The sequence below is a fragment of the Aerosticca soli genome, assembly GCF_003967035.1.
In the GTDB taxonomy this organism is placed as follows: Bacteria; Pseudomonadota; Gammaproteobacteria; order Xanthomonadales; family Rhodanobacteraceae; genus Aerosticca; species Aerosticca soli.
The window spans coordinates 2,300,066-2,326,637 of the sequence record NZ_AP018560.1 but is presented as its reverse complement, the minus strand read 5'-3'; the positions used below and the strand labels follow the sequence as shown (position 1 = coordinate 2,326,637).

Here is a 26,572-nt window from a genome sequence, read left to right as displayed (position 1 = left end):
TTTCCATGCAGGACACCGAGTCTCCCGTTGCAAACGCCACCGCCGCGGCAGCCTACGAGCCGGGCGCCGTCGAAGCCGCCGCGCAGCGGTTCTGGCAGGCGCGGCGCGCCTACGAAGTGAAGGAAGACGCCGCGCGGCCGAAGTTCTACTGCCTTTCCATGCTGCCGTACCCTTCCGGCGCGCTGCACATGGGCCACGTGCGCAACTACACCATCGGCGACGTGATCAGCCGCTTCCAGCGCATGCAGGGCCGCAACGTGCTGCAGCCGATGGGCTGGGACGCCTTCGGCCTGCCGGCCGAGAACGCCGCCATCAAGAACCGCACCGCGCCGGCGAAGTGGACCTACGCCAACATCGAGCACATGCGCGCGCAGCTCAAGTCGCTGGGCTACGCGATCGACTGGTCGCGCGAGTTCGCCACCTGCCGGCCCGAGTACTACGTGCACGAGCAGCGCATGTTCGTGCGCTTGATGAAGAAGGGCCTGGCCTACCGCAAGAACGCGGTGGTCAACTGGGACCCGGTCGACCAGACCGTGCTCGCCAACGAGCAGGTCATCGACGGCCGCGGCTGGCGCACCGGCGCGCTGGTGGAAAAACGTGAGATCCCGCAGTGGTTCCTGAAGATCACCGACTACGCGCAGGAACTGCTCGACGGCCTGGACCAGCTCCCGGGCTGGCCCGAGGCGGTCAAGACCATGCAGCGCAACTGGATCGGGCGCAGCGAGGGGCTGGAGATCGACTTCCCGGTGGAAGGCGAATCCACGCCGCTCACCGTGTTCACCACCCGTCCTGACACCCTGATGGGCGTCACCTTCATCTCCATCGCCGGCGAGCATCCGCTGGCGCGTCGCGCGGCGCAGCGCGACCCCGGGCTCGCCGCCTTTCTCGAGGAACTGCGCAAGGGCGGCGTCGCCGAGGCCGAGCTGGAGACGCAGGAAAAGCGCGGCATGCCGACCGGCCTTTACGCCATCCACCCGTTGACCGGCGAGAAACTGCCGATCTGGGTGGCCAACTTCGTGTTGATGGGCTATGGCACCGGCGCGGTGATGGCGGTGCCCGGCCACGACGCGCGCGACTTCGAGTTCGCCACCAAGTATGGCCTGCCGATCAAGCAGGTCATCGCCGTGGACGGGGAAAGCTACGACCCCACGCGCTGGCAGGACTGGTATGCGGACAAGACCCGCCCCGACCTAAAAGTGGTCAACTCAGGTCCGCTCGACGGCAAGAACTACCGCGAGGCCTTCGACGCGGTCGCCGCCCTGCTGGAAGGCAAGGGCGCGGGCCGGCGCCGGGTCAACTACCGCTTGCGCGACTGGGGCGTGAGCCGCCAGCGCTACTGGGGCTGCCCGATCCCGGTGATCCGCTGCCCGCATTGCGGCGACGTGCCGGTGCCGGAAGACCAGCTGCCGGTGGTGCTACCCGAGGACGTCGAGTTCTCCGGCGTGCGCTCGCCGCTCAAGACCGATCCCGAATGGCGCAAGACCACGTGTCCGGCCTGCGGCGGCGCGGCCGAGCGCGAGACCGACACCTTCGACACCTTCATGGAGTCGAGCTGGTACTACGCCCGCTACACCAGCCCCGATGCGCCGGTCATGGTCGATGCGCGGGCCGATTACTGGCTGCCGGTGGACCAGTACATCGGCGGCATCGAGCACGCCATCCTGCACCTCTTGTATTTCCGCTTCTATCACAAGCTGATGCGCGATGAGGGCCTGGTGCACTCGGACGAGCCGGCGACCAACCTGCTGTGCCAGGGCATGGTGATCGCCGAGACCTTCTACCGCGAGAACGCCGACGGCTCGAAGGAATGGATCAATCCGGCGGACGTGGAAATCCGCCGCGACGAGCGCGGCCGGGTGATCGGCGCGGTGCTCAAGGCCGACGGCCAGCCGGTGATGATCGGCGGCATCGAGAAGATGTCCAAGTCGAAGAACAACGGCGTCGATCCGCAGTCGATGGTGGCCAAGTACGGCGCCGACACGGTGCGCCTGTTCTCCATGTTCGCCGCGCCGCCGGAGCAGTCGCTGGAATGGAACGAGGCGGGCGTGGAAGGCATGGCGCGTTTCCTGCGCCGGTTCTGGCGCGAGGTCACCGAACATGCCGCGCAGCCGGACCATCCGGCCGTCGATCCGGCGCGGCTCGACGCCGCGCAGAAGGCGCTGCGCCGCCAGCTGCACGAGACCATCCAGAAGGTCACCGACGACTACGGCCGCCGCCACGCCTTCAACACCGCGATCGCCGCGCTGATGGAACTGCTCAATGCGGTGAGCAAGTTCACCGACATGAGCGAGCAGGGCCGCGCCGTGCGCCACGAGGTGCTGGAGGCGATGGTGCTGCTGCTGAACCCGGTCGTGCCGCACGTCTGCCATCGGCTGTGGCAGGTGCTCGGCCACGCCGAGTGCGTGCTGGAGGATCAGCCCTGGCCGCGGGTGGACGTCGCCGCCCTGGCGCGCGATACGGTGACGCTAGCGGTGCAGGTCAACGGCAAGCTGCGCGGCACCATCGAGGTGGCCGCAGACGCCGGCCGCGAAACCATCGAGGCGGCGGCGCTGGCGCAACCCAACGTGCAGGCCTTCCTGGCCGGCGCCAGCGTGCGCAAGGTGATCGTGGTCCCCGGCAAGATCGTCAACATCGTCGCAGGATGAACCTCATGAAAGCCCCCACCAAGGCGGTCCTGCTGCTCGGCCTGCTCGCGCTCGTCGGCTGCGGCTTCCATCTGCGCCAGAGCGTGGCGCTGCCGCCGTCGATGCAGCGCATGCATCTGGACGTCAACGGCGGCAATGGTCTGCAGCGCAACCTCGCCCGCGCGCTGGAACATGCCGGCGTCGTTCTGGAAGACCATGCCGGCCCCGGCATCGCCGAGCTCAAGATCCCGGTGGCGCAGTTCAACACCGACACGTTGACCGTCAGCGGCACCGCGCGCATCACCGAATACGCGGTGCACTACCACGTCGAGTTCGCGCTGGAGGACGGCCACGGCCAGGTGCTGGTACCGACCCAGCGCATCGACATGTCGCGCGAATTCACCTACGACGCCACCAACACCGTCGGTACCGACACCCAGGTCGAGGAACTGCAGCGCAGCCTCAACGACGACATGGTGCAGTCCATCCTGTTCCGTCTGCAGGCGGCCGGACGGCACCTGCAGGGCGCAGAGGCCGCGCCTGCCGCGGCGTCGGCGGACCTGCGGCGCTGACCCCATGCCGCTTGGTCCTGCCCAGTGGCGCAAGGCCCTGGCCGGCGACCGTCTGGCGCCGGTCTATCTGCTGGCCGGTGAGGAACTCCTGGTGCTGGAGGCGGCCGATGCGCTGCGCGCGCAGGCGCGTCGACTGGGTTATGCCGAGCGCGAGGTGCTCGACGCCGGGCCCTCCTTCGACTGGGACGGGCTCGCCCGTGCGGCGGCGGGCTTATCGCTGTTTTCCAGCCGCCGACTGCTCGACCTGCGCCTGCCCGGCGGACGTCCCGGTGTCGAGGGCGCCAAGGCCATCGCCGAGTTCTGCGCCAGTCCGCCGCCGGACACCGTGCTGCTGATCACTGCCACCGAGTGGAGCGGCAAGCACGAGGGCGCATGGACCCGGAAGCTCGACGAGACCGGCGTGATGGTGGTGTTCAACGCGCCGCGACCGCAGGAGTGGGAAGCCTGGCTCGGCGAGCGGCTGGCCGCGCACGGCCTCACCGCCACCGGTGAGGCCCTGGCGCTGCTCGCCGAGCGGATGGAGGGCAACCTGCTCGCCGCGGCGCAGGAGATCGCCAAGCTCGCCGTACTGGTGCCGTCCGCCGATCGCGCCGGCGCGCCCATCGACGCCGCGCAGATGGAAGCGCTGATCGCCGACAGCGCACGCTACGACGTCTTCAAGCTCGCCGATGCAGCCTTTGCCGGCGAGGGCGCGCGGGCGCTGCACATCCTGGCCGGGCTGCGCGATGAGGGCGAGGAGCTGATCGCGCTGATGGGCTGGCTGGTCAACCAGCTGCAGCTCCTTTTGCGGCTGGCCGAGGCGCGCGACTTCGCCGCCCAGGCCCGCGCCGAACGGCTGTGGCCGGCGCGCGAACAGCTGTTCCGCAAGGCGCTGCGCCGCGCCCCGCGCGAACACTGGCAGGCCTGTCTGGCACAAGCCGCGCGCATCGACTGCATCGCCAAGGGGCGCGCGACCGGCGATGCCTGGCGCGAAGCCGAACGTCTCCTCGCCGCCATCGCCGTGCCGCGCGCGGCCGTGCTGTTATGAACGACCGGCCGCTCGCGATCCTCGGCGGCACCTTCGATCCGGTCCATCTGGGGCACTTGAATGCCGCCTGGGAGGCGGCCGAGCTGCTCGATGCCGAGGTGCGCCTGCTGCCCGCCCGCCAGCCGCCGCACCGGCCGCCGCCGGTAGCCGACGCGGCCACCCGCGCGGCCATGCTGCGCATTGCGCTGCGCGGCCAGTCGCGGCTGGTCCTGGACACCCGCGAGCTCGATCGCGCCGGGCCGTCCTACACCGTCGACACCCTGCTCGACCTGCGTGCGGAGCAGGGCACGCGGCCTTTGGTGCTGCTGCTCGGCGAGGACGCCTTCGCCGGCCTGACGAGCTGGCATCGCTGGCAGAAACTCTTCGCGCTCGCGCACATCGGCGTGCTGACGCGGCCGGGCACCGAGCCCGGCTGCCCGCAGGCGTTGCGCGAGACGGTGGCGCGGCGCCGGGTCGACGATCCTGCGCTCCTGCGCCGCGAGCCTGCCGGCCGCGTGCTCGCGCTGCCGGTCACGCCGCTCGAAATCTCCGCCACCCGCGTGCGCGAACTCATCGCCCAGGGGCGCGAACCGCGCTATCTGCTGCCGGCCGGGCTCAGCGACGAACCGGCGCTGCTCGCGCCGTACCGGACCCGCGCGGGCGCTTGAGCCACCGTCCTTGCGGCACGTCGTCGCTCGGCTGGCATGCCATCGCGCAGGCCGCCGCGCCGCGGGCCGGATGCGGCCGACCGCCGGTGGTCGTGCAGCAGCGCGGCGCCGCGCTGCCGTCGCGCCGAGCGGTGCCCGCTCGTCAGCCGAAGGTGAAGGCGTAGGCGCGTACGCCGGGATCGAGGAATTCGATCGCGAACTCGCGCTCGCCATTGCCCTCATGCTGGCGCACGAGCTGGTAAAGGCGTTGCGTGGTCACCGTGCCGTTGCCGTCGGCATCGACGTCGACGCCATGGTCGGCGGCCGGCGGCTTGCCATCGAGGGTGATGCGAAAACGCACTGCGCGGCCGTCCGCCATCGGTGCCAGCACGAGGTGGAGATCGCGGCCACGGAAGCGGTACAGAATGCGGTCGTTCGCCGCCAACGCGGTCACGGATTGGGCGCCGACCCGCCAGCGCCCGGCCAGCGCCCATTCGTCGACGGCCAGCCGTGCGGGCGGGTGGTAATCCCCAGTCTCGTCGCGCAGCAGGCGGCCGCCGGCAAACCGCTCGGCGCGGGCGTGGCCCAGATAGGTTTCCGGCGAGCGCGCCGGCGTCTGCGAGTCGGGCGCCTGTGCGCCTTGCGCGCGCGGCTGGACGTAACCGGCCGGCAGATCACGCCGTCCGGCCTCGGTCAGGAGCGCGCGCAGGGTGTCCTCGCTGCGGGCGTAGTCGCCCTCGCCATAGTGGCGGCCGCGGACGATGCCCTGGGCGTCGATGAAATAGTGCGCGGGCCAGTACTGATTGCCGAAGCCGTTCCAGATCGCATAGTCGTCGTCGATGGCCACCGGATAGGTGATGCCAAGCTCACGCACCGCGCGGCGGACATGGGCCGGGTCCTTTTCGAAGTCGAACTCCGGCGCGTGCACGCCGATCACCACCAGACCATGATCCTTGTACTTGTCGTACCAGGCGCGCACGTAGGGCAGTGCACGCAGGCAGTTGATGCACGAGTAGGTCCAGAAGTCGACCAGCACCACCTTGCCGCGCAGCATGGTGCGGTCGAGCGGCGGGCTGTTGAGCCAGGCCGTGGCACCGTCCAGCGACGGCATCGCGGCGCGTGAGGGCAGTTCCGCGGCCTGGGCGGACTGGGCCTGCAGCACGTCCACGAGCCGCCTTTCGAGCGCGCTTTCGCCGGATGCCGTGCCTTGCGGCGGGCGCAGGACGAGGAGCATGGCGGCAGCCAGCGCGAGTGCGCCGCCGAGGCGACGCAGCCGCGCCGACGGTCGTATCGCCGTGGCGATCCCGACCAGCAGCTCGCCGGCCAGCACGAGCACGCTGGCGGCGCCGAGGACGTAGGTGAGCAGGATCATGATCGCGACCGGAGCGGATTCCTCGTGCGCCGCGCTGGTCCGGATCAGATCGGCCATGGGGCTGGCATCGGGCAGCCATGCCAGGCCCATCGCCGCGCCGAGCGCCAGCGCCCGGCGGCCCGGGCCCCCGGTGCGATGCGCGGCGAGCGGCGACGGTTCGCGCGCTGCCAGTCTGCGCAGGGCGGTCCCTGCCAGCGCGATCAGCGCGAACGCCCGTAGGGGCAGGCCGATGCGCGGCAGCCAGGCGCCATCGCGGCTCCCGGCATACAGCATGGCCGTTGCGGTGATCGTCATGCCGGCCAGCATCGGCATGCCTCGCCGCGGGAAGGTCGTCTGCGTGCCGGCGAGGCCAAAGAACGGCAACAGCAGCCAGAGGCCAGGGCACGCCAGGCTCAACAGCCCGCCCACGTAGATCAGCATCGGTGCAAGCATGGGAGTGGGCCCTCCGGGACTTGTGCCTGGCGAGATCGCGCTGCGCAAGCCGCGATTTTTTTACGGCTTTTATATGCCCGGGCGGCTTCGCGCTACCCCTTTCTTATGCGCCGACGCCTAGAGTGCGCGCCGTCGTCATCGCAAGGCGTGCATTTCGATGGATTTCGTCTATCTGCTCTTCGCCGTCGTGCTGGTGGCCGCGACGTACGGCTTTCTGCGGCTCTGCGAGCGGCTCGGTCGTTGCTGAGTTCCGGAGGAAACATCCCATGACCCTGATGTATGCGGCGGCTATCGTCATCGCCGTGGCGCTCACGGGCTACCTGTGCGTGGCGTTGCTCAAGCCGGAGTGGTTCGAATGACTGCCAACGACTATCTCCAGATCGGCCTGTTCCTGGCCGTGCTGCTCGCGCTGGTGAGGCCGATGGGCGGGTACATGGCGCGGGTGTTCGCCGATGCGCCTGGCAGTCGCGTCACCCGTTGGGGCGCGCCGATCGAGCGTGGCCTCTACCGCCTGTGCGGCATCGACCCCGCCGAGGACATGGGCTGGAAGCGCTACGCGCTGGCCATGCTCGCGTTCAACGTACTGGGTCTGCTGGCCGTTTATCTACTGCAGCGCGTGCAGCAGTGGCTGCCGCTGAACCCGCAGCATTTCGGCGCGGTGGCACCCGACTCGGCGATGAACACCGCGATCAGTTTCGCCACGAATACCAACTGGCAGGGCTACGCCGGCGAGTCGACGATGAGCTATCTCACCCAGATGCTGGGGCTGGCGGTGCAGAACTTCCTCTCCGCCGCCACCGGCATCGCGGTACTGGTGGCGGTCGTGCGCGGTTTCGTCCGCCGCAGCGCCCGGGGCCTGGGCAACTTCTGGGTGGATCTCACCCGCGGCACGCTGTACGTGCTGCTGCCGCTGTCGCTGCTGATGGCGCTGGTGCTGGTGTCGCAGGGCGTGGTGCAGAACTTCAAACCCTACGTGGACGTGCCGGTGGTACAGGCCACCAGCTACACCGAGACGCTCAAGGACGCCGCCGGCAACGCGCGCCAGGATGCAGCCGGCCACGCACTGACGCGCGAGATCGCGGTGACCACGCAGACCCTGCCGATGGGACCAGCGGCCTCGCAGATCGCGATCAAGCACCTGGGCACCAACGGCGGCGGTTTCTTCAACGCCAACTCCGCGCATCCGTTCGAAAACCCGACGCCGCTTTCCAACTTCGTCGAGATGCTGGCGATCTTCCTGATTCCCGGCGGGCTGTGCCTCGCCTTCGGCCAGATGGTCGGCGATCGTCGGCAGGGCTGGGCGATTCTCGCCGTCATGCTGGTGATCTTCGTGCCGCTGGCGATCGGCGCGGTCGCGGCCGAGCAGGCCGGCAACCCGGCGCTGCACGGGCTGGCGGTGGATCAGCAGGCTTCCGCGCTGCAGGCCGGCGGCAACATGGAGGGCAAGGAAACGCGCTTCGGCATCGCCTCTTCCGGCCTGTTCGCCACGATCACCACGGCCGCTTCCTGCGGCGCGGTGAACGCGATGCACGACTCGCTGACGCCGCTCGGCGGCCTGGTGCCGATGTGGCTGATGCAGCTCGGCGAGGTGGTGTTCGGCGGCGTTGGTTCGGGCCTGTACGGCATGCTGGCCTTCGCCGTGGTGGCGGTGTTCATCGCCGGCCTGATGGTGGGCCGCACGCCCGAATACCTGGGCAAGAAGCTCGAGGCGCACGAGATGAAGATGGCGAGTCTGGCGGTGCTGCTGCCATGCGCGCTGGTGGTGATCGGCACCGCGATCGCCGTGCTGGCGCCGGCCGGTGTGGCCGGTATCGCCAACCCCGGCGCGCACGGCTTCAGCGAGGTGCTCTACGCGGTGAGCTCGGCCTCCAACAACAACGGCAGCGCCTTCGGCGGACTCTCGGCGAACACGCCGTTCTGGAACGTGCTGCTGGGCGTGTGCATGTTCCTCGCGCGCTTCCCGCTGGCCATCGCGATGCTGGCCATGGCCGGTTCGCTGGCCGGCAAGGGGCGCGTGCCGGTTTCGGCCGGCACCTTGCCCACGCACACGCCGCTGTTCGTGGTGCTGCTGACCTGCGTGGTGATCGTGGTCGGCGCACTGACCTTCCTGCCGGCGCTCGCGCTCGGGCCGATCGCCGAATACCTGATGGCGGGACATTGATCGATGAATACGCATACCCATGCCGCAAGCGGCTTCGACCGCACGCTCGCGCTCAAGGCCGCGGCCGATGCGTTCCGCAAGCTGTCGCCGCGCGTGCAGTTCCGCAATCCGGTGATGTTCGTCGTGTTCGTGTGCAGCGTGCTGACCACGCTGCTGTGGGTGCAGGCGCTCGCCGGCCACGGCGAGGCGCCGGTCGGTTTCATCTTCTGGATCAGCGCGTGGCTGTGGTTCACCCTGCTGTTCGCCAATTTCGCCGAGGCGCTCGCCGAAGGCCGCGGCAAGGCGCAAGCCGCCGCGTTGCGCAGCTCGCGCAAGGACGTGATCGCCAAGAAACTGGCTGCCGCCGATCACCGCGCCGCCATCACTTTCACGCCCTCGGGCGAACTGCGCGCGGGAGATTTCGTGCTGGTCGAGGCGGGCGATCCGATTCCCGGCGACGGCGAGGCGGTGGAAGGCGTCGCCAGCGTGGACGAGAGCGCGATCACCGGCGAGTCCGCGCCGGTGATCCGCGAATCCGGCGGCGACCTGAGCGCGGTCACCGGCGGCACCAAGCTGCTGTCGGACTGGCTGGTGGTGCGCATCACCCGCAACCCTGGCGAGAGCTTCCTCGACCGCATGATCGCGATGGTGGAGGGCGCCGCGCGGCGCAAGACGCCGAACGAGATCGCGCTGACCATCCTGCTCGCCAAGTTCACGCTGATCTTCCTGCTCGCCTGCGCCACGTTGCTGCCGTACTCGATCTACAGCGTGCAGGCTTCCGGCCACGGCCGGCCAATCACGCTGACCGTGCTGGTCGCCCTGCTGGTGTGCCTGATCCCGACCACCATCGGCGCGCTGCTGTCGGCGATCGGCATCGCCGGCATGGACCGGATGATCCGCGCCAACGTGATCGCCACCTCCGGCCGCGCGGTCGAGGCGGCCGGCGACGTGGACGTGCTGCTCTTGGACAAGACCGGCACGATCACGCTCGGCAATCGCCAGGCGGTGGCCTTTCATGCCGCGCCTGGCGTGGACGAGCGCCGGCTGGCCGAGGTCGCGCAGCTCGCCTCGCTGGCCGACGAGACACCGGAAGGCCGCAGCATCGTGGCTCTGGCCCAAGAGCGTTTCGGCCTGCATGAACCGGCACCGGAAGCCGTGCACGCGCAGTTCGTGCCGTTCAGCGCGCAGACCCGCATGAGCGGCGTGGATCTCGATACGCGGCGCATCCGCAAGGGCGCGCTGGATGCGGTGGAACGTCATCTGGCCGCCGCCGGCGCGTATCTGCCGCCTGCGGTCAGGCAGGCCGCCGAAGAGGTCGCCCGGCGCGGCGCCACACCGCTGGTGGTAGCCGATGACGCGACGGCGCTGGGCGTGATCGAGTTGAAGGACATCGTCAAGAGCGGCATCAAGGAACGCTTCGCGCAGATGCGCCGGATGGGCATCAGGACGGTGATGATCACCGGCGACAACCCGCTCACCGCGGCGGCCATCGCGGCCGAAGCCGGCGTGGACGACTTCCTCGCCGAGGCCACGCCGGAGACCAAGCTCAAGCTGATCCGCGACATCCAGGCCGAAAACCGGCTGGTGGCCATGTGCGGCGACGGCACCAACGATGCGCCCGCGCTGGCCCAGGCCGACGTGGCGGTGGCGATGAACACCGGCACGCAGGCGGCGAGGGAAGCCGGCAACATGGTCGATCTCGACTCCAATCCGACCAAGCTGATCGAGGTGGTCGAGATCGGCAAGCAGATGTTGATCACCCGCGGCGCGCTGACCACTTTCTCGATCGCCAACGACATCGCCAAGTATTTCGCGATCATCCCGGCGGCCTTCGCCAGCACCTATCCGGCGCTGAACGCACTCAACGTGATGCATCTGGCCACGCCGCAGAGCGCGATCCTGTCGGCGGTGATCTTCAACGCGCTGATCATCATCGCGTTGATTCCGCTGGCGTTGCGGGGCGTGAAGTACCGCGCGCTCGGCGCCGGCGCGCTGCTGCGCCGCAACCTGCTGGTCTACGGCCTGGGCGGCATTGCCGTGCCGTTCGCGGGCATCAAGGCGATCGACCTGCTGCTGGTCATGCTGGGGCTTTCATGAAGACGCACCACGCAGGGTTTGCGTCTTCGCCAAGGCGCGTACCGGACGATTGCGCTACGGCCGTCTGGACATCCGGACAGCCGACGGCAAGTGCTGTTACTGTGGAGCCGGATGTTGCGACGCAGCATCCATGCGTCGACGCGTCGTCGCGCAATCCAACCACCGTAACGCCATGCGAGGGGATCACCATGCACAAGACCGTATCAGTCAGTTTGCTTCGATCCGTGCTTGCCGGCAGCCTGCTTTTGCTGACGGCAAGTCCCGCCTTGAGGGCCGAAGATGCCCCGACTCCGGTCACCGGCAACGTCGCTGTGGTCAGCGACTACGTGTTCCGCGGGCTCACCCAGAGCTGGGGACATCCGGCGATCCAGGGCGGCGCCGACTACACCGCCGCCAACGGCTTCGCCGCCGGCACCTGGGCGTCCAGCATCAGCGACAAGACCTATCCCGGCGCGTCCATGGAATGGGACTTGTACGCCAACTATGGCCGCAGCTTCGCCACCGATTGGTCGTGGCGGGCCGGCGTCTACGGCTACTTCTATCCCGGCGGCAATCTGGACGAAGCCGGGCTGCCCTCGCGCAACTTCAACACCGTCGAGGCCCAGTTCGCGCTCACCTGGAAGCAGTTCACCGTGAAGTACAACCGCGCGCTTACCGATTATTTCGGCGTCGATACCGAACAGGGTTATCGCGACGATTCGCGCGGCACCGAGTACTACCAGATCGACGCCAGTTTCCCGCTCGATCCGGAGTGGACGCTCGGTCTGCACGCCGCTCACACCGATTACTCCACCAAGCTGGTCACGCCGACGTCCGGCGGCGCGCGCAATCCGAGCTACAACGATTTCGGCGCCACGCTCAAATACCAGTTCGTCGCGCACTGGTCGCTGAGCCTGGGTGTCACCCATGCCACCAACACGGGTTTCTACAACGACACGGTGAGTTTCCAGGATGCCGGCGATACCCGCGACGTCGGCGGCACGCGCGGCTTCGTGATGGTGCAAGGGACTTTCTAGCGTCCGGCAATGCGCAGCGGTCAGTGCGGCCGCTACGTTTTTTCGTGAACATCGAGGTGCGAAATGTACAGGCTGCTGCGTCAATCGTTGTCCATGCTGCTGGCGATGAGCGTCATCACCGGGCTGGCCTATCCGCTGCTCGTCACCGGACTGGCGGCGGCGTTGTTTCCGACGCAGGCGGCCGGCAGTCTGGTGATGCGCGAGGGCCGGCCGACCGGCTCGGCGCTGATCGGCCAGTCATTCACCGATCCCGGGTATTTCTGGGGGCGGCCTTCGGCTACCAGCCCGATGGCGAACAACGCCGTGGCCTCGGGCGGTTCCAACCTCGGGCCGAGCAACCCGGCACTGGCCGACGCGGTGAAGCAGCGCATCGCCGCGCTGCGAACGGCCGATCCCGGCAATCATGCGCCGATCCCGGTGGACCTGGTCACCGCCTCCGGCAGCGGCCTCGATCCGGAAATCAGCCCGTCCGCCGCGTATTACCAGTCCGCGCGTGTGGCGCGTGTCCGCGGTTTGACGCAGGCCCGGGTCGAGTCACTGATCCGCGAGCACACGAGCGGCCGTCAGTTCGGCGTGCTCGGCGAGCCGCGCGTCAACGTGCTGAAACTCAACCTCGCGCTGGATGCCCTGTCAAAGCGCTAACGTAGGATTCCTCACCGCAACGAGCGCGCATGAACGACGATCGCCAGGTCCGCGCGGATGCTCTGCTCGACGCCGCGCAGGAGGAACAGCGTCGGCTGAAGGTCTTTCTGGGCGCCGCGCCCGGCGTGGGCAAGACCTACGCGATGCTGTCGGCCGCGCGCGAATTGAAGCGTCAGGGCGTGGATGTGGTGGCGGGCGTGGTGGAAACGCACGGTCGCACCGAGACCGCTGCCCTGCTCGAAGACCTGGAGGTGTTGCCGCGTCGCCGCGTGCGTCATCGCGATCGCGATTTCGAGGAATTCGACCTCGACGCCGCGCTGGCGCGCCGGCCGGCGGTGCTGCTGGTCGACGAACTGGCGCATCGCAACCTGCCGGGCAGCCGTCACGAGCGGCGCTGGCAGGACGTGGCCGAACTGCTCGATGCTGGCATCGAGGTCTACACCACGCTCAACGTGCAGCACCTGGAAAGCCTCAACGATCAGGTGCGTCGCATCACCGGCATCACCGTGCGCGAGACGGTGCCGGATGCCTTCCTCGATCGCGCCCGCGACATCGTGCTGGTGGACCTGCCGCCGCGCGAGCTGATCGAGCGGCTCAAGCAGGGCAAGGTGTACGTGCCCGAGACCGCGGCGGCGGCGCTGGACGCCTTCTTCTCGCCCACCAACCTCGCCGCGCTGCGCGAGCTGGCGGTGGAGACGATCGCCAGCCACGTGGAGAGCGACCTGCGCGAGCACATGCTGGCGCGCGGCGGCGCCATGCCGGTGCGCCGGCGCGTGCTGGCCGCGATCGACGGCCACGCGCAGAGCGAGTACCTGGTGCGCGTGGCGCGGCGCATCGCCGAGAGGCGCGGCGCGCCGTGGAGCGTGGCCTTCGTCGACACCGGCGGCGCGGTCGAGCCGGCCCGCCGCGAGCGCGTCGACGCGGCGATGCGGCTAGCGCGCCGGCTCGGCGGCGACGCGGTGATCCTGCGCGGGCCGGCGGTCGCCGACGAGCTGCTGGCGCACGCCGACCGCGAGGGCGTGGGGCAGATCATCCTGGGACGCACGCGCGAGCGGCCGCTGGCGCGCATGCTGGGCCTGTCGCTCACCCAGCAGCTGCTGCGCCGCGGCGCGCACCTGGAGCTGGCGATCATCGCCACTCCGGCCGAGCGCGCGCGGGCGCGGCGGCGCCTGCAGCTGCCCGGCGGCCGCGGCACGCGCCGCGAGTACGCCTTCGCCACGCTGGCCACGCTGGCGGCCTTCGGCCTGGCGTTCCTGGCCGACCGCTACCTGTCGGTGGCCAACCTCGCGCTGATCTTCCTCACCGCCGTGCTGGCGGTGGCCTCGCGCACGCGCATGCTCGTGGCCGTCTATACGGCCGTGCTGTGCTTCCTCGGCTACAACTTCTTCTTCGCGCCGCCGCGCTACACGCTCGCCATCGCCAACGTGGACGACGTGCTGGCGGTGCTGCTGTTCCTGGTGGTGGCGCTGGTGTGCAGCCGCATGGCGACCCGCCTGGCCACCCAGGTGGAATCGCTGCGCGGCGCGCAGACGCGCGCGCGGGCGCTGCTGGCGCTGGGGCAGCGGCTGGCCGCCAGCGCCGACGCCGAGGGCGTGCGCGACGTGGGCGCGCAGGCGCTGGCGCAGGCGCTGGGCGCGCAGGCGGCGATCCTGGGCCGCGACGCGGACAGGACGATGCGGGTGCTCTCGACCTGGCCGCGCGGCCTGGCGCTGAGCGCGCAGGACGTGGCCGCCGCCGACTGGAGCGACCGCCACGCGGAGCCCGCCGGCCGCTACACCGACACCCTCAACGCCGCCGGCTGCTGGACCCTGCCGCTGGGCAGCGACGACAACCCGCTCGGCGCCGCCGCACTGCGCTTCGGCGCGGAGGAGGGCGAGCCCGACGCCGACCGCCGCGGCCTGGCGCTGGCGATGGCGCAGGACATCGGTCTGGCGCTGGAGCGGGCGCGGCTGGCGGAGGAGCTGGAGAGCGCGCGCGTGCAGGGCGAGACCGAGCGGCTGCGCAGCGCACTGCTGTCCTCGGTCTCGCACGACCTGCGTTCGCCGCTGGCCTCGATGATCGGCGCGGCCGGCACGCTGGCCAGCTACGGCGGGCAGCTGCCGGCGGAGGAGCGCGCCCAGCTGCTGGAAGCCATCCTGGGCGAGGGCCAGCGGCTGGACCGCTACATCCAGAACCTGCTCGACATGACCCGGCTCGGTCACGGCACGCTCAAGCTCAACCGCGACTGGGTGGACGTGGCCGAGATCGCCGCCGCCGCCGTGGCGCGCCTGCGCCGGCTGTTCCCCGAGCTGCGCGTGGACATGGCGCTGCCGGCCGACACCGTGCTGCTCTACGTGCACCCCGCATTGATCGAGCAGGCGCTGTTCAACATCCTGGAGAACGCCGCGCGCTTCTCCCCGCCGGACCAGGCCGTGCACGTGGAGGCGCGCGTGGTGGGCGAGCGGCTGCTGATCGAGGTGGGCGACCGCGGCCCCGGCATCCCGGAGGAGGAGCGCGCGCGCATCTTCGACATGTTCTACTCGGTGTCGCGCGGCGACCGCTCGCCGCAGGGCACCGGGCTGGGGCTGGCGATCTGCCGCGGCATGATCGGTGCGCACGGCGGCAGTGTGGAGGCCTTGCCCCGCGCCGGCGGAGGCACCACCATTCGCATCGCCCTGCCGCTGCCGCCGCCGCCCGATTCGGCCCCATGAACGCTCCTGTCCCGCGCGTGCTGGTCATCGACGACGAGGCGCAGATCCGCCGCTTCCTCGACATCGGCCTGCGCGCGGAAGGCTACGAGGTGCTGCTCGCGGCCGATGCCGCCGCGGGCCTGGCGCTGGCCGCCACGCGCTCGCCGGACCTGGTGATCCTCGACATCGGCCTGCCCGACCGCGAGGGCCACGAGGTGCTGGCCGAGCTGCGCCAGTGGAGCCAGGTGCCGGTGCTGATGCTGTCGGTGCGCGACGCCGAGGACGAGAAGGTACGCGCGCTGGACGGCGGCGCCAACGACTACGTGACCAAGCCGTTCGGTATCCAGGAACTGATGGCGCGTCTGCGCGCGCTGCTGCGCGACCGCGTCGCGCCCGCCGGCGCTGCGCCGCCACGTTACGACGACGGTCGATTGGTCATCGATCAGGCCCGTCGCGAGGTGTGGCTCGACGGTGCGCCGGTCGCGCTCACGCGCAAGGAATACGCCGTGCTTGCCCTGCTGCTGCGCCACGCCGGCCGGGTGGTGACGCAGCAGCAACTGCTGCGCGAGATCTGGGGACCGAGCCACGTGCACGATACCCATTACCTGCGCATCGTGGTCGGCAAGCTGCGCCAGAAGCTCGGCGATGATCCGGCCGCGCCGCGGTGGCTCAAGACCGAGCCGGGCGTTGGATATCGCTTCCAGGGCGGGCGGATGGATTGATGGGACGTTGGCTGCGGGCACGCTTGTTCCGTCATCACAAAAACGTAATACTTGGGTCACCCCAGCTCGACAACTGGGTGGTTCAGCAGGTTCGGCGTTATCTGGCTTCGGCCAATGACTTTCCGTCAAAAATAGGGGAGCTCACATGAAAGTCTACAAAAATCGACTTGGACTGGCCATTCGCGCCGCTTTTGTAATGGGGGCGGGTTTCGTTGCCACCGCTTATGCGCAGGATGCCAATCCGGCGGGTGACACGGCAACCACTCAGTCGGCTGCACAAGGTGGCGGTCAAGCCGCTCCAGATAGCAAACAGGCGAAGCAGCTGGAGGCAGTGACGGTCACTGGTTCGCGCATTCGCCGTGTCGACGTTGAAACCGTTAACCCGGTTGTTACTATCGATCGTGCGCAAATCGAGCGTACCGGCAAAGTGACGCTCGGCGATTTGGTTCAGCAGCTACCGGAAATTGCTGGTGCCGCGACCAATCCGACGGTTAATAATGGTGGTGGAGACGGTGCATCGACCGTTTCACTTCGTGGCTTGGGTTCGCAGCGTACACTGCTCTTGCTTGATGGCCATCGCTTGGCTTATCAAGATCTGAATTCCATTCCACTTGCCATGATCGAGAGAGTTGAAGTCTTGAAAGACGGTGCCTCTACGATCTACGGCTCCGACGCGATCGGTGGCGTGGTCAATTTTATAACCCGCAAGAATTTTCAAGGGGCGCAATTCAACGTTGACTATGGATTGTCCGATCATGGGGGGGATGGTAAACGACGTGGATTTTCGGCGGTTTTTGGTCAGAATGGTGAAAAAGGAAATATTTCGGTTGGCGTGAATTATAACAAGCAGGACGCCATAAGTGCTGGACGGCGCGATTTTTCAAAGGTGGCTCTTTATAATGATTTTGGCGATATTTTTGCGCAGGGTTCTTCAAATATACCCGGAGGGCGTTACGACCTTCCCCCAGGTGTGGCGGCTGCGCTTGGTTTCAATTGCAGTAAGCTGACTCGTATTGATGGGCGGCCAGGTACTAGCCCATCGGATTTCCGCTGTTACAAGGGTTCGGGTCCTGGGAATGATACGTATAATTACGCGCCTTATAACCTGGAGATGACGCCAGCCGAGCGTGGTGGCATTTTTGTCAATGGCAATTATGATTTTAGCGACAAGGTGCAGGCGTATTTTACAGGTTTTACCCAAAAAACCCGTTCAAACTATGAGCTTGCGCCGTTGCCATTGTTGTTTACTGAGATTGGCGCGCCTCTCTCGAAAAACAGCATTTATAATCCTTTCGGGGTAGACATAAGTTCTGGCGGCTGGCGTGATGTCGTGGGCGGCGATCGACTTGGAAAATATAGTACCCAAGCAGATCAGATGAACATGGGTTTCCGAGGCCAGTTCGGACAGTCCACATGGCAGTGGGATGCCGGCGTGGTATGGGCACGTACCACGCAGAAATCGTCCTTCACAGGGTATTATTATAACGCAGGTCTGGCGCAGGCGGTTGGTCCATCTTTTTATGATAATGGAGTGCCCACTTGTGGTACACCAAGCAACCCAATATCCAACTGTGTGCCGGTCAATTTGTTTAATCCACAGACTTCGGCCGACGCGCTTGCCAAACTTCGGGTAACGCCATCCAGTCAAAGTTATGCGAGTGAAAAGACGGCCTATGCTACAGCCAATGGTGAACTTTTCAATTTGCCGGCCGGGGCGGTCAGTGCTTCGATAGGGGCAGAATACCGGAAAGATACCTCCTCATTGACTCCGGATTTTGTTTCGTTGATTACTGATCCGGAAGCCGGCACTTGTTTGACAAGTACCGATGCTTGCAGGGCTGCTCAGTCTGGTAGCACCAATGTCAAAGAACTGTATGGAGAGCTTTTTGTTCCTCTGCTTGCTGACCAGCCTTTTGTCAAATCTATGAATATTACTCTTGGTGGGCGTTATTCGAAGTTCTCCAAGGCGGGCTCAACCAAGAATGGTCGAGTAGGATTTGAATATAGGCCTGTTGATGACCTTTTGATTCGCGGCACGGTTGATCAAGTCTTCCGCGCGCCGACGATCAGTGATCTGTTTGGTGGGGTTACGCCGAGCTCTGATACGTATAAGGATCCTTGCTCTGGTGCAGGTTATGCAGCAGGCAATCCGGCTTGTGCTGGTGCTTCTCCAGGATTTGTTCAGGGGCAATCTCAAACCCGTTCGCTTTACGGGAGCAATAGTTCTTTAAAGCCTGAGCATGGACGGTCTATTTCGTGGGGATTTGTCTATGATCCTCATTATATTGAGGGGCTTTCTCTCTCAGCGGATCTGTGGCGTATCTATTTGAAAGATACTATCGGAAACATCGGCACTCAAACCATTATCGACCAATGTTATAATTTCAGTCGTTATTGTGGTCTTATCACCCGTAATCCGGTCAATGGTGAAATCGATACAGTCAATAACACTGAACAAAATGTTGGTCGGCTGGATGTTTCTGGTATAGATTTTGGCGTACGCTATAAGCTGCCTGAGTTCAGTTTTGGTACGTTTGTGGTGACATTGGATACCACGTATCTCAAAGAGTATAACCGTGAGGCTATTGCTGGTGATCTCAGCAGCAAATATAAATTCGCTGGCACATACTATGCGTCGGCCAACGGAGGAGATGGTAATTTTGCTCGTCTAAGAGGGCTGCTCGGGGTTCAGTGGAGTCTTGGGGATTTTGATGCCAGCATTCGCACGCGTTATGTCAGCCGGGTACGCTTTGGTGACATTGTAGCGACGCCGAGTGGCTATAGTACGATTGCCCAGGCTTCGGATCCCGATACGGGTGTGCAAAGTTTCCATGCCGGCGCTTATGCAAAAACCGATTTGCAGTTCGGCTACCAAACGCCTTGGAACTTCCGCTTAGATGTCGGTATTGATAATGCTTTTGACAAAAAGCCGCCGATGTTGTGGCAATATGGTTTCAATGGCAATACTGACGAGCGCACCTATGACACGGTTGGTCGGTATTATTGGACCAGAATTTCTATGAAATTTTAAATAGAAATTTTTGTAGTGATATTGGGCCGCATGCCTGTAGGTATGCGGCCTTTTTATGTGTGCTATATGATTTCATTTATGCAGATACGAAATCCGTGAACTGAAACCTTCCGTCGCGCAACAGCGATTCGCCACGGCGCAGGTTGAGCGGTCGGCTGAACAGCGGGCCGGCGTGGCTCAAGGTGTGGAATTCGCCGCGCTCGCCGCAGGGGTCCACGCCCTCGGGGAGGTCGGCGAGGAAGGCCTCGTCATAGGCTACGCCGCTGAACCTGGCGTCCAGTTGGGCGGTGTCGACGCAGCACACGTGGGCGCGGTGGCCCTCGGCGATGAAACGGCGTGCCAGGCGGCGGGTGTCCTCGCCCCACAGCGGGAAGACGCCCGTCCACCCGAGCGTGGCCAGCTGGCGTTCGCGGTAGGCGCGCACGTCGGCAAGATACAGATCACCGAAGGCGCAGTGCCGCAGCCCGGGCCAGCGCCGGTCGGCCGCGATCAACGCCTGCCGGTACGCCTGCTCGTAGGCCTCGTTGCTGCCCGGCCAGTCCATCGGCACTTCCAGCAGCGGTAGATCGAGCGATGCGGCCTGGGCGGCGAGCACGTCGCGGCGGATGCCATGCATGGCCACCCGCCCGAAGCGGCGGTTGACCGTGCTGAGCAGCCCGACCACCCGCCAGGCCGGGTTGGCACGCAGGCGGGCGAGGGCGAGCAGGCAGTCCTTGCCGCCGCTCCAGGCAAGCAGGATGGGAGTGGGCAAGGGCGCCTCCGCAGCGTGAGTGGACGGTTTTGCACATCCTGCCAACGGGGGCGCAGGCATGCTGGCCGAATGCTCGCAAGTTTCGAACAGCTCTGGGATCAAAGCATCTGGATGCGCCTCGGCGTGCTGGCGGTGCTCGCCTTGGCCAGCGCGGCGGTGCTGCGCGCCATCGTCCGCGCGATTTTTGCGCGGCTGGCCCGGCGCAGTGCCTTCCTGGCCGATCTCAAGGCCAAGACCTCGGTGCCGCTGGACTGGCTCCTGCCGCTGCTGCTGCTGTCGTTCGCCCTGCACAGCCTGCCGGCCGCGGACCTGCGCCGGTTCGAGCTGCCATGGCGTCTTCTGGTCATCGTGTTGATCGGGTTGACCACATGGCTCGTGGTGCGCTGCATCCATGCGCTGGTGAACGCGGCCGTGCGGCGCCATCCGCTGGACGTGGTGAACAACCTGCAGGCGCGCCGCATCGCCACCCAGGTGCAGGTGCTCGGCCGGGTGGCCGACGTGGTGGTGATCCTGCTCGGCGCCGCCGCCGCCCTGATGCGGGTGCCGGGCGCCGAACAGCTGGGCGCCAGCCTGCTGGCCTCCGCCGGCATCGCCGGCCTGGCCTTCGGTCTGGCCGCCAAGCCGGTGCTGAGCAATCTCGTGGCCGGTCTGCAGATCGCGCTGACCCAGCCGATCCGGCTGGACGACGTGGTCATCATCGAGGGCGAGTGGGGCCGCATCGAGGAAATCACCGGCACCTACGTCATCGTGCGCATCTGGGACGAGCGGCGCATGGTGGTGCCGCTCAACTGGTTCATCGAGCACCCGTTCCAGAACTGGACGCGCACCGGCGCGCAGCTCATCGGCAGCGTGTTCCTGTGGCTGGACTACCGCGTGCCGATGGAACCCCTGCGCGAGGAGCTCAACCGCTTGTGCAAGGCGGCGCCCGAATGGGACGGACGGGTCTGCGTGCTGCAGGTGACCGACGCCAACGAACGCGGCGTGCAGCTGCGGGCCCTGGTGAGCTCGGCCGATTCGGGCCTCAACTGGGATCTGCGCTGTCGCGTGCGCGAGGGTCTGATCGCCTTCGTGCAGGCCAACTATCCCGAGGCGCTGCCGCGCTGGCGCGCCGAGTGGGAAGGCCGCCAGGTCGCCTCGGCCGCACGCTCGCCGGTGCATCCGTCGGCCGCGGCCATGCCGCCCAGTCCGTCGGCCGAGGATGGCGGGCCGCGCCGCGGCCGTGGCGGTTCCGGGCCGGTGCCGTCGGTCCCGTAGAGGTCGCGGTCCTGGTCTTGCGCATCGACAGCGCATTCACCCTGCCGCTATAAACAGTCACTTATCAAGGCACCTGGCGGAGCTCGGCGGCCGTCGCACCCGCAGAACGTTGGTTCCGGCGGGCGCGGCAAGCCTTCCGGCTCTCTGGCGCATGGCGACGGCGGCCAGGCCGAGCGAGCTTTTTCCGAGGGCCGAAGCGTTTGAGCGAAGAAATCCTGATCAACGTGACCCCGCGCGAAACCCGCGTTGGCGTCATCGAAAACGGCATGCTGCAGGAGGTCTACGTCGAGCGGGCCTCCCGCCGCGGCTATGTCGGCAACATCTACAAGGGCCGTGTGCAGCGGGTGATGCCCGGCATGCAGGCGGTGTTCGTGGACATCGGCTTGGAGCGCGCCGCCTTTCTGCACGCGGCCGACATCCTGCGCCCACCGCTGCCGGAGGACGCCGAGCCGCCGCCCGGCGGCGCGCATGCGATGGCGATCGGCGAGCTGGTCCAGGAGGGCCAGGAGATCATCGTGCAGGTGGTCAAGGACCCGATCGGTTCCAAGGGGGCGCGGCTGTCCACGCACCTGTCCATTCCTTCGCGCTATCTCGTGCTGCTGCCGCATTCGCGCACGCTGGGCGTCTCCGCGCGCATCGAGGACGAGGCCGAGCGCGCGCGGCTCAAGGAGGTGATGGCCGCGCTGGTCGGCGAGGACCCGCTGGGCTACATCGTGCGCACCAACGCCGAGGGGCAGAGTGCCGAGGCGCTGGCCTTCGATGTCACCTACCTCGGCAAGGTGTGGCGCGTGGTGCAGGAGAACATCGCCCGTGCGCGGGTCGGCGAGCGCGTCTACGAGGAGCTTTCGCTGCCCCTGCGCTGCCTGCGCGACCTGCTCAACGAGGACATCGAGAAAGTGCGCGTGGATTCGCACGAGACCTTCGACAAGGCGCTCAAGTTCGTGCGCAAGTTCATGCCCTCGCTCGCCGACCGCATCGAACTCTACGAGGGCGAGCGGCCGATCTTCGACCTCTACGGCGCCGAGGACGAGATCCAGCGCGCGCTGACCAAGCAGGTGCCGCTCAAGTCCGGCGGTTATCTCATCATCGACCAGACCGAGGCGATGACCACCATCGACGTCAACACCGGCGGCTACGTCGGTTCGCGCAATCTCGAGGAGACCGTCTACCGCACCAACCTCGAGGCCGCGCAGGCGGCGGCGCGGCAGCTGCGGCTGCGCAACCTGGGCGGCATCATCATCATCGACTTCATCGACATGACCGACGAGGAACACCGTCGCCAGGTGCTGCGCACGCTGGAGAAGGGCCTGGCGCGCGACCACGCCAAGACCACGGTCTATCCGATGTCGCCGCTGGGCCTGGTGGAGATGACCCGCAAGCGCACCACCGAAAGTCTGGAGCGTCAGCTGTGCGAACCGTGTCCGGCCTGCGGCGGGCGCGGCACGGTGAAGACCGCCGAGACGGTGACCTACGAGATCTTCCGCGAGATCACCCGCGCGGTGCGCCAGTTCAGCGCGCAGGCGCTGCTGGTGCTGGCCAGCCCCAAGGTGGTCGGCCGCATCCTGGAGGAGGAATCGGCGGCGGTCGCCGAACTGGAAGAGTTCATCGCCAAGAGCATACGCTTCCAGGCCGAGGAACATTACGCGCAGGAACAGTTCGATGTGGTGCTGCTTTGAGGATCGCCTGACCGCCGGAGCGCCCGGGCTGCGGCCTGCGGCGCAGGCGTCTACTGGCGTGGGGCGGCGCCATCGTCCAGGGACGGTCACCGGCGGCACCGCCCTGGCGCACCGACGGGTATCCGCTTGCGTGGGCTAGGACCGGCCTGGGCGCGCCGGCTGCACCGTTTCGGCCGGGCGCTGTGGTTCACCCTGGGGTCGCTGCTGGTCGCGTTCGCCGCGCTGGTGGCGGTCGCCCAGCTCACGTTGCCGATCCTCGCCGACCATCCGCAGTGGCTGGCCGCGCAGTTGTCCGCGCGGCTCGGCCGGCCGATCGGCCTGGCCACGGTGGAGGCGCACTGGCAGCCGCATGGGCCCCGCTTCGTGCTGCACGAAGTCAGCATCGGCAGCGCGACCGGCGGTGCGCCGCTGCGGCTGCCCGCGCTCGAGCTCGATCTCGATTTGCGCGGCTGGCTGCGGCCGTCCGGGCATCTGCTCAACCTGCGTGTGCGCGGACTCGAGCTCGACCTCAGCCGCGATGCGCAGGGACGCTGGCACATCGCCGGCATCGGGCCGACCGGCGGCGACGAGCGCGAGCCGCTGCGACCGCTTTCGCTGGGGCTGTGGCTGGATGACCTGCGCGTCAACCTGAGCGACGAGGCGCACGGCACGCACATGCAGCTGCATGCGCAGACCCTGCACCTCAGCCGCCAGGGCCGGCGCGTGCGTTTCGGCGCCGTGCTGCGTCGCGAGGGGGCGCCCGGGCTCTGGCACGGCGCGGGGGATTTTTTGGACGACGGCAGCCGCGGCCGGCTGTGGCTGGCGGGTACGCAGGCCGATCTGCATGCGCTGCTCGACGGGACGTCGCCGGGCGGTTACGGCCTACGTTCGGGGCACGGCGACCTCGCCGCCTGGCTGGACTGGCGCGCGGGCAGGGTGACGCATGCCGTCCTGCGCGCGGACCTGACCGGGCTCGCCGTCGACGGCCCGCAAGGCACGGTGGCGGTGCCCGCCTTCCACGGACTGGTCGCTCTGGACCGCCAGGAGGCCGGCGACCTGCTGCACTTTGCGGGCGACGACGGCGGCGCGCTGGTGCTCGCCCTCGACCACGCGGGCACGCCCGACCTTACGCTGCGCTTTGCCGCGCGCCGGCTGGTGCTGGCCGATCTATTGCCCTGGCTCGCGCTGTCGCCGGGCCTGCCGACCGGGCTCGCGCAATGGCTGCGTGACGGACATCCGCACGGCACGCTCGATGCGGCGGTGGGGCGCTGGTCGCGTCGCGCGGGGCTGGAAACGGCGCAGGCGAGCTTCCACGCGCTCGGTGTCGATGCGGTCGGCGCGCTGCCCGGCTTCGGGCCGCTGCAGGGCAGCCTGCGCGCGGACCCCCAGGCACTCGCGCTGGCGCTGCCGGCGCAGGCCACCACGCTGGCCCTGCCACGGGTGTTCGCCCGGCCGTTCGCGCTCGCCCGCCTGGACGGCGAGATCGTCGCCTGGCCGGCCGAGGAGGGCTGGCACGTGGGCACCGACGCCCTGGCTTTCGAGGGTGCGGGCTTCGGCGGCCAGGCCCGCGGCGAGGCGGTCCTGCCGGCGGCCGGCGGCCGGCCGTTCCTCGATCTCTATGCGCGGATCGACCATGCCGAAGTCACCGCCGCGCCGCTGTTCTGGCCGGTCCACAGCATGCCGCCGTCGGCGCAGGCCTGGTTGAACCGGGCGCTGGTCGCCGGGCACATCCAGGCGGCCGATGCGCTGATCCGCGGCGATCTTTCCGATTGGCCGTTCCGCCAGCACGAAGGCCGCTTCGAGGCCCGCGCCGTGATCGACGGACTCACCTTCGACTACGGCGAGGACTGGCCACGCGCCGACGGGCTGCACGCGCTGGCGAGCTTCGTCGACAACGGCATGGAGGTGGATGTCGATCGCGGCCAGTCGCTCGGCGTGCAGGTCGAGTCGGCCCGCGCGCGCATCGCCGACTTCGGCGACATCGTGCTCGATCTTGCCGTGCAGGGCGGCGGCAGCGGCATGCACTTGCGCGATTTCCTGCGCCAGAGCCCGATCGCGCGGTCGCAGGACGAGCTGCTGTCCAAACTGGAACTCGGCGGCAGTGGGCACTTCGATTTCACGCTGCAGCTGCCAGTCGGCAACGCCGACGCCCTGCGCGTCGACGGCCGCGCGCAGCTCAAGGACATGGACCTCAAGGCGCCGGCGTGGAAGGTGGCGCTGGCCAGGCTCGGCGGCCCGGTCAGGTTCGATGCGCATGGCGCCCATCTCGGGCCCCTGCAGGGCGGCTTCCGCGGTCAGGCCGCCACCGTGGAGGCCGACATCGCCGGCGCCACCGGCCGGCCCGACACCGCTTTTGCCGCGCATCTGGACAGCCGCCTGGGTACCGCCGAGCTGCTTCAGGATCTGCCCGCGCTCGATTGGCTGAAAGCCGTCGCCAGCGGCCGCAGCGCCTTCCGGATCGACCTGGCTGTCAGCCGCGACGGCGCCCGCGCGCCGTGGACGCCCGTGCTCACGCTCGGTTCCGATCTCGTGGGCATGCGTGTGGCCTTGCCGGCACCCTTGGACAAGGCCCCCGCGGACGCCTTGCCGCTACAGCTGCGCCTGCCCTTGCCGGCCGGCAGCGCGGATCTGCAACTCGCGCTGCGCGACGTGTTGCGGGCGCGCCTGCGGCTGCCCGACGAGCACGGCCGCCCGCTCGCCGGCAGCCTGCTGCTGGGCAACGGCGCGCCGGAAGCGCCGCCTGCGCAGGGGCTGCGCGTGCGCGGCCGGACCGCGAAGCTGGATGTCAGCGGCTGGATCGCGCAGGTGGCGGGTGGCGCCGGCGCAGACGGCGGTCCGGGGCTCGAAAGCCTGGACGTGACGGCCGGTACCGCACTCCTGTTCGGCCGTCCATTCGCGTCCATGCGCCTGCGTGCGCAGCCCGAGGGCGACGTGATGGGCTTCACCGTCGACGCACCGGCCCTGGCCGGGCGCGTGCGCGTGCCACAGCAGGACCTGCGCCGGCGCGGCGTGACCTTGCAGCTCGACCGCCTGTACTGGCCGCAGGACACCACCGCCGCCGCGCGCCCGGCGGCCACGCCGGCCGAGGCCGCGGCCACCGGCATCGATCCGGCCAGCTTGCCGCCGTTCCATTTGCAGGTGGACGACCTGCGCCTGGGCGAGGCCCGGCTCGGCCAGGCGCGGCTGGAAAGCTGGCCGACCGCCACCGGCATGCACATCGATCCGCTGCGGGCGCTGTCGCGCAAGGTGCAGATCAGCGCCAGCGGCGACTGGGACGGCAATGCCCGCGACAGCCATACCCACCTTGTCATCGACTTTTCCGCCACCGACGTCGACAGCCTGCTCGATGCGCTTGGCCTGGGCGGCGAGCCGATATTCCAAGGTGGCCAGACCCGGGCCCGGCTGGATGCCCGCTGGCCGGGCGCGCCGAGCTCGTTCGCGCTGCCGGACATGGACGGCACGCTGCACGTGGAAATCCGCGACGGGCGCATCCTCGAGGTCAAGCCGGGCGTCGGGCGTCTGTTCGGGCTGGTCTCGCTGACCGAGCTGCCGCGCCGGCTCACCCTGGATTTCGGCGACGTGTTCGGCAAGGGGCTGGCTTTCGATCTCATTGCCGGCGATTTCCGCTTTGGCGACGGCAATGCCTACACCGGCAACCTGAAGATCAAGGGGCCGGCCGCCGACATCACCATCAAGGGCCGCGCCGGCTTGCGCGCGCGCGACTACGACCAGGACGTGCGGGTGGTCCCGCACGTGGGCAGCAGCCTGCCGGTGGTCGGCGCGGTCATGGGCGGCCCGGTGGGCGCCGCCGCCGGCTTGGCCGTGCAGGGCATCCTGGGCCATGGGCTCAACAAGGCCGCGGCCGCGCGCTACCGCGTCACCGGCAGCTGGGACAAGCCGGTGATGACCCTGATCGAGCGCAGCGCGCCGGCCGGTCAGTGA

The 26,572-nt window shown here is 67.9% G+C and carries 17 protein-coding genes; 15 read left to right on the top strand and 2 right to left on the bottom strand.

Annotated elements, in window-relative coordinates:
• Nucleotides 1-5: 5 nt before the first annotated feature.
• The 4 genes from leuS to nadD are packed head-to-tail and all read left to right on the top strand — an operon-like array spanning nt 6 to nt 4,870.
• Complete coding sequence (gene leuS / locus ALSL_RS10895) at nt 6-2,645, top strand: leucine--tRNA ligase (protein ID WP_126539092.1); 2,640 nt, start codon at nt 6-8, stop codon at nt 2,643-2,645.
• A gap of 5 nt (nt 2,646-2,650) precedes the next feature.
• On the top strand, nt 2,651-3,196 hold the full coding sequence (locus ALSL_RS10890; RefSeq protein WP_331457733.1) for an LPS-assembly lipoprotein LptE: 546 nt from the start codon (nt 2,651-2,653) through the stop codon (nt 3,194-3,196).
• Between the two features lie 4 nt (nt 3,197-3,200).
• A complete protein-coding gene (gene holA, locus ALSL_RS10885; protein ID WP_126539088.1) occupies nt 3,201-4,223 on the top strand; it encodes a DNA polymerase III subunit delta in 1,023 nt (340 codons plus the stop codon).
• A complete protein-coding gene (gene nadD, locus ALSL_RS10880) occupies nt 4,220-4,870 on the top strand; it encodes a nicotinate-nucleotide adenylyltransferase (protein ID WP_126539086.1) in 651 nt (216 codons plus the stop codon). Before holA ends, nadD begins: the two co-directional genes overlap by 4 nt.
• Nucleotides 4,871-5,012: 142 nt before the next feature.
• Here nadD and ALSL_RS10875 read toward each other — a convergent pair whose 3' ends face one another.
• Entirely contained in the window at nt 5,013-6,653 is a 1,641-nt protein-coding gene (locus tag ALSL_RS10875) for a cytochrome c biogenesis protein DipZ (RefSeq protein WP_126539084.1), read from the bottom strand.
• Nucleotides 6,654-6,919: 266 nt separating this feature from the next.
• Here ALSL_RS10875 and kdpF point away from each other — a divergent pair, with 266 nt between their 5' ends.
• The 8 genes from kdpF (at nt 6,920) to ALSL_RS10835 (ending at nt 18,970) form a co-directional block, all read left to right on the top strand.
• A complete protein-coding gene (gene kdpF / locus ALSL_RS10870) occupies nt 6,920-7,012 on the top strand; it encodes a K(+)-transporting ATPase subunit F (RefSeq protein ID WP_126539082.1) in 93 nt (30 codons plus the stop codon).
• Nucleotides 7,009-8,814 (top strand): potassium-transporting ATPase subunit KdpA, encoded by a 1,806-nt coding sequence (gene kdpA / locus ALSL_RS10865; protein WP_126539080.1) that lies wholly within the window; start codon nt 7,009-7,011, stop codon nt 8,812-8,814. Before kdpF ends, kdpA begins: the two co-directional genes overlap by 4 nt.
• A 3-nt stretch (nt 8,815-8,817) precedes the next feature.
• A complete protein-coding gene (kdpB, locus tag ALSL_RS10860; protein WP_126539078.1) occupies nt 8,818-10,890 on the top strand; it encodes a potassium-transporting ATPase subunit KdpB in 2,073 nt (690 codons plus the stop codon).
• Nucleotides 10,891-11,156: 266 nt separating this feature from the next.
• Complete coding sequence (locus ALSL_RS10855; protein WP_231700211.1) at nt 11,157-11,906, top strand: TorF family putative porin; 750 nt, start codon at nt 11,157-11,159, stop codon at nt 11,904-11,906.
• Nucleotides 11,907-11,969: 63 nt separating this feature from the next.
• Nucleotides 11,970-12,548: a potassium-transporting ATPase subunit KdpC gene (gene kdpC / locus ALSL_RS10850; protein ID WP_126539074.1), complete on the top strand. Its 579-nt coding sequence runs from the start codon at nt 11,970-11,972 to the stop codon at nt 12,546-12,548.
• Between the two features lie 29 nt (nt 12,549-12,577).
• Nucleotides 12,578-15,238 carry a sensor histidine kinase gene (locus ALSL_RS10845; RefSeq protein WP_126539072.1) on the top strand — a complete coding sequence of 887 codons (2,661 nt, stop codon included), beginning with the start codon at nt 12,578-12,580 and terminating at the stop codon, nt 15,236-15,238.
• Nucleotides 15,235-15,939, top strand: a complete 705-nt coding sequence (locus ALSL_RS10840) for a response regulator (protein WP_126539070.1) — start codon at nt 15,235-15,237, stop codon at nt 15,937-15,939. The genes ALSL_RS10845 and ALSL_RS10840 overlap by 4 nt, the downstream gene beginning before the upstream one ends.
• A gap of 145 nt (nt 15,940-16,084) precedes the next feature.
• Nucleotides 16,085-18,970 (top strand): TonB-dependent receptor plug domain-containing protein, encoded by a 2,886-nt coding sequence (locus tag ALSL_RS10835; RefSeq protein WP_126539068.1) that lies wholly within the window; start codon nt 16,085-16,087, stop codon nt 18,968-18,970.
• Between the two features lie 76 nt (nt 18,971-19,046).
• On the opposite strand, the gene ALSL_RS10830 is transcribed toward ALSL_RS10835, so the two are convergent.
• Nucleotides 19,047-19,721 (bottom strand): Dph6-related ATP pyrophosphatase, encoded by a 675-nt coding sequence (locus ALSL_RS10830; protein ID WP_231700210.1) that lies wholly within the window; start codon nt 19,719-19,721, stop codon nt 19,047-19,049.
• Between the two features lie 69 nt (nt 19,722-19,790).
• Here ALSL_RS10830 and ALSL_RS10825 point away from each other — a divergent pair, with 69 nt between their 5' ends.
• The 3 genes from ALSL_RS10825 (at nt 19,791) to ALSL_RS10815 (ending at nt 26,572) form a co-directional block, all read left to right on the top strand.
• Nucleotides 19,791-20,975 carry a mechanosensitive ion channel family protein gene (locus tag ALSL_RS10825; RefSeq protein WP_231700209.1) on the top strand — a complete coding sequence of 395 codons (1,185 nt, stop codon included), beginning with the start codon at nt 19,791-19,793 and terminating at the stop codon, nt 20,973-20,975.
• Nucleotides 20,976-21,175: 200 nt separating this feature from the next.
• A complete protein-coding gene (gene rng / locus ALSL_RS10820; RefSeq protein ID WP_126539064.1) occupies nt 21,176-22,651 on the top strand; it encodes a ribonuclease G in 1,476 nt (491 codons plus the stop codon).
• A 126-nt stretch (nt 22,652-22,777) separates the two neighbouring features.
• Entirely contained in the window at nt 22,778-26,572 is a 3,795-nt protein-coding gene (locus ALSL_RS10815) for a YhdP family protein (RefSeq protein WP_161970951.1), read from the top strand.

Excerpts from the sequence above, each read along its gene's own strand:
- leuS (WP_126539092.1), top strand. The coding sequence starts at position 6 with ATGCAGGACACCGAGTCTCCCGTTGCAAACGCCACCGCCGCGGCAGCC.
- ALSL_RS10890 (WP_331457733.1), top strand. The coding sequence starts at position 2,651 with ATGAAAGCCCCCACCAAGGCGGTCCTGCTGCTCGGCCTGCTCGCGCTC.
- holA (WP_126539088.1), top strand. The coding sequence starts at position 3,201 with ATGCCGCTTGGTCCTGCCCAGTGGCGCAAGGCCCTGGCCGGCGACCGT.
- nadD (WP_126539086.1), top strand. The coding sequence starts at position 4,220 with ATGAACGACCGGCCGCTCGCGATCCTCGGCGGCACCTTCGATCCGGTC.
- ALSL_RS10875 (WP_126539084.1), bottom strand. The coding sequence starts at position 6,653 with ATGCTTGCACCGATGCTGATCTACGTGGGCGGGCTGTTGAGCCTGGCG.
- kdpF (WP_126539082.1), top strand. The coding sequence starts at position 6,920 with ATGACCCTGATGTATGCGGCGGCTATCGTCATCGCCGTGGCGCTCACG.
- kdpA (WP_126539080.1), top strand. The coding sequence starts at position 7,009 with ATGACTGCCAACGACTATCTCCAGATCGGCCTGTTCCTGGCCGTGCTG.
- kdpB (WP_126539078.1), top strand. The coding sequence starts at position 8,818 with ATGAATACGCATACCCATGCCGCAAGCGGCTTCGACCGCACGCTCGCG.
- kdpC (WP_126539074.1), top strand. The coding sequence starts at position 11,970 with ATGTACAGGCTGCTGCGTCAATCGTTGTCCATGCTGCTGGCGATGAGC.
- ALSL_RS10845 (WP_126539072.1), top strand. The coding sequence starts at position 12,578 with ATGAACGACGATCGCCAGGTCCGCGCGGATGCTCTGCTCGACGCCGCG.
- ALSL_RS10840 (WP_126539070.1), top strand. The coding sequence starts at position 15,235 with ATGAACGCTCCTGTCCCGCGCGTGCTGGTCATCGACGACGAGGCGCAG.
- ALSL_RS10835 (WP_126539068.1), top strand. The coding sequence starts at position 16,085 with ATGAAAGTCTACAAAAATCGACTTGGACTGGCCATTCGCGCCGCTTTT.
- ALSL_RS10825 (WP_231700209.1), top strand. The coding sequence starts at position 19,791 with ATGCTCGCAAGTTTCGAACAGCTCTGGGATCAAAGCATCTGGATGCGC.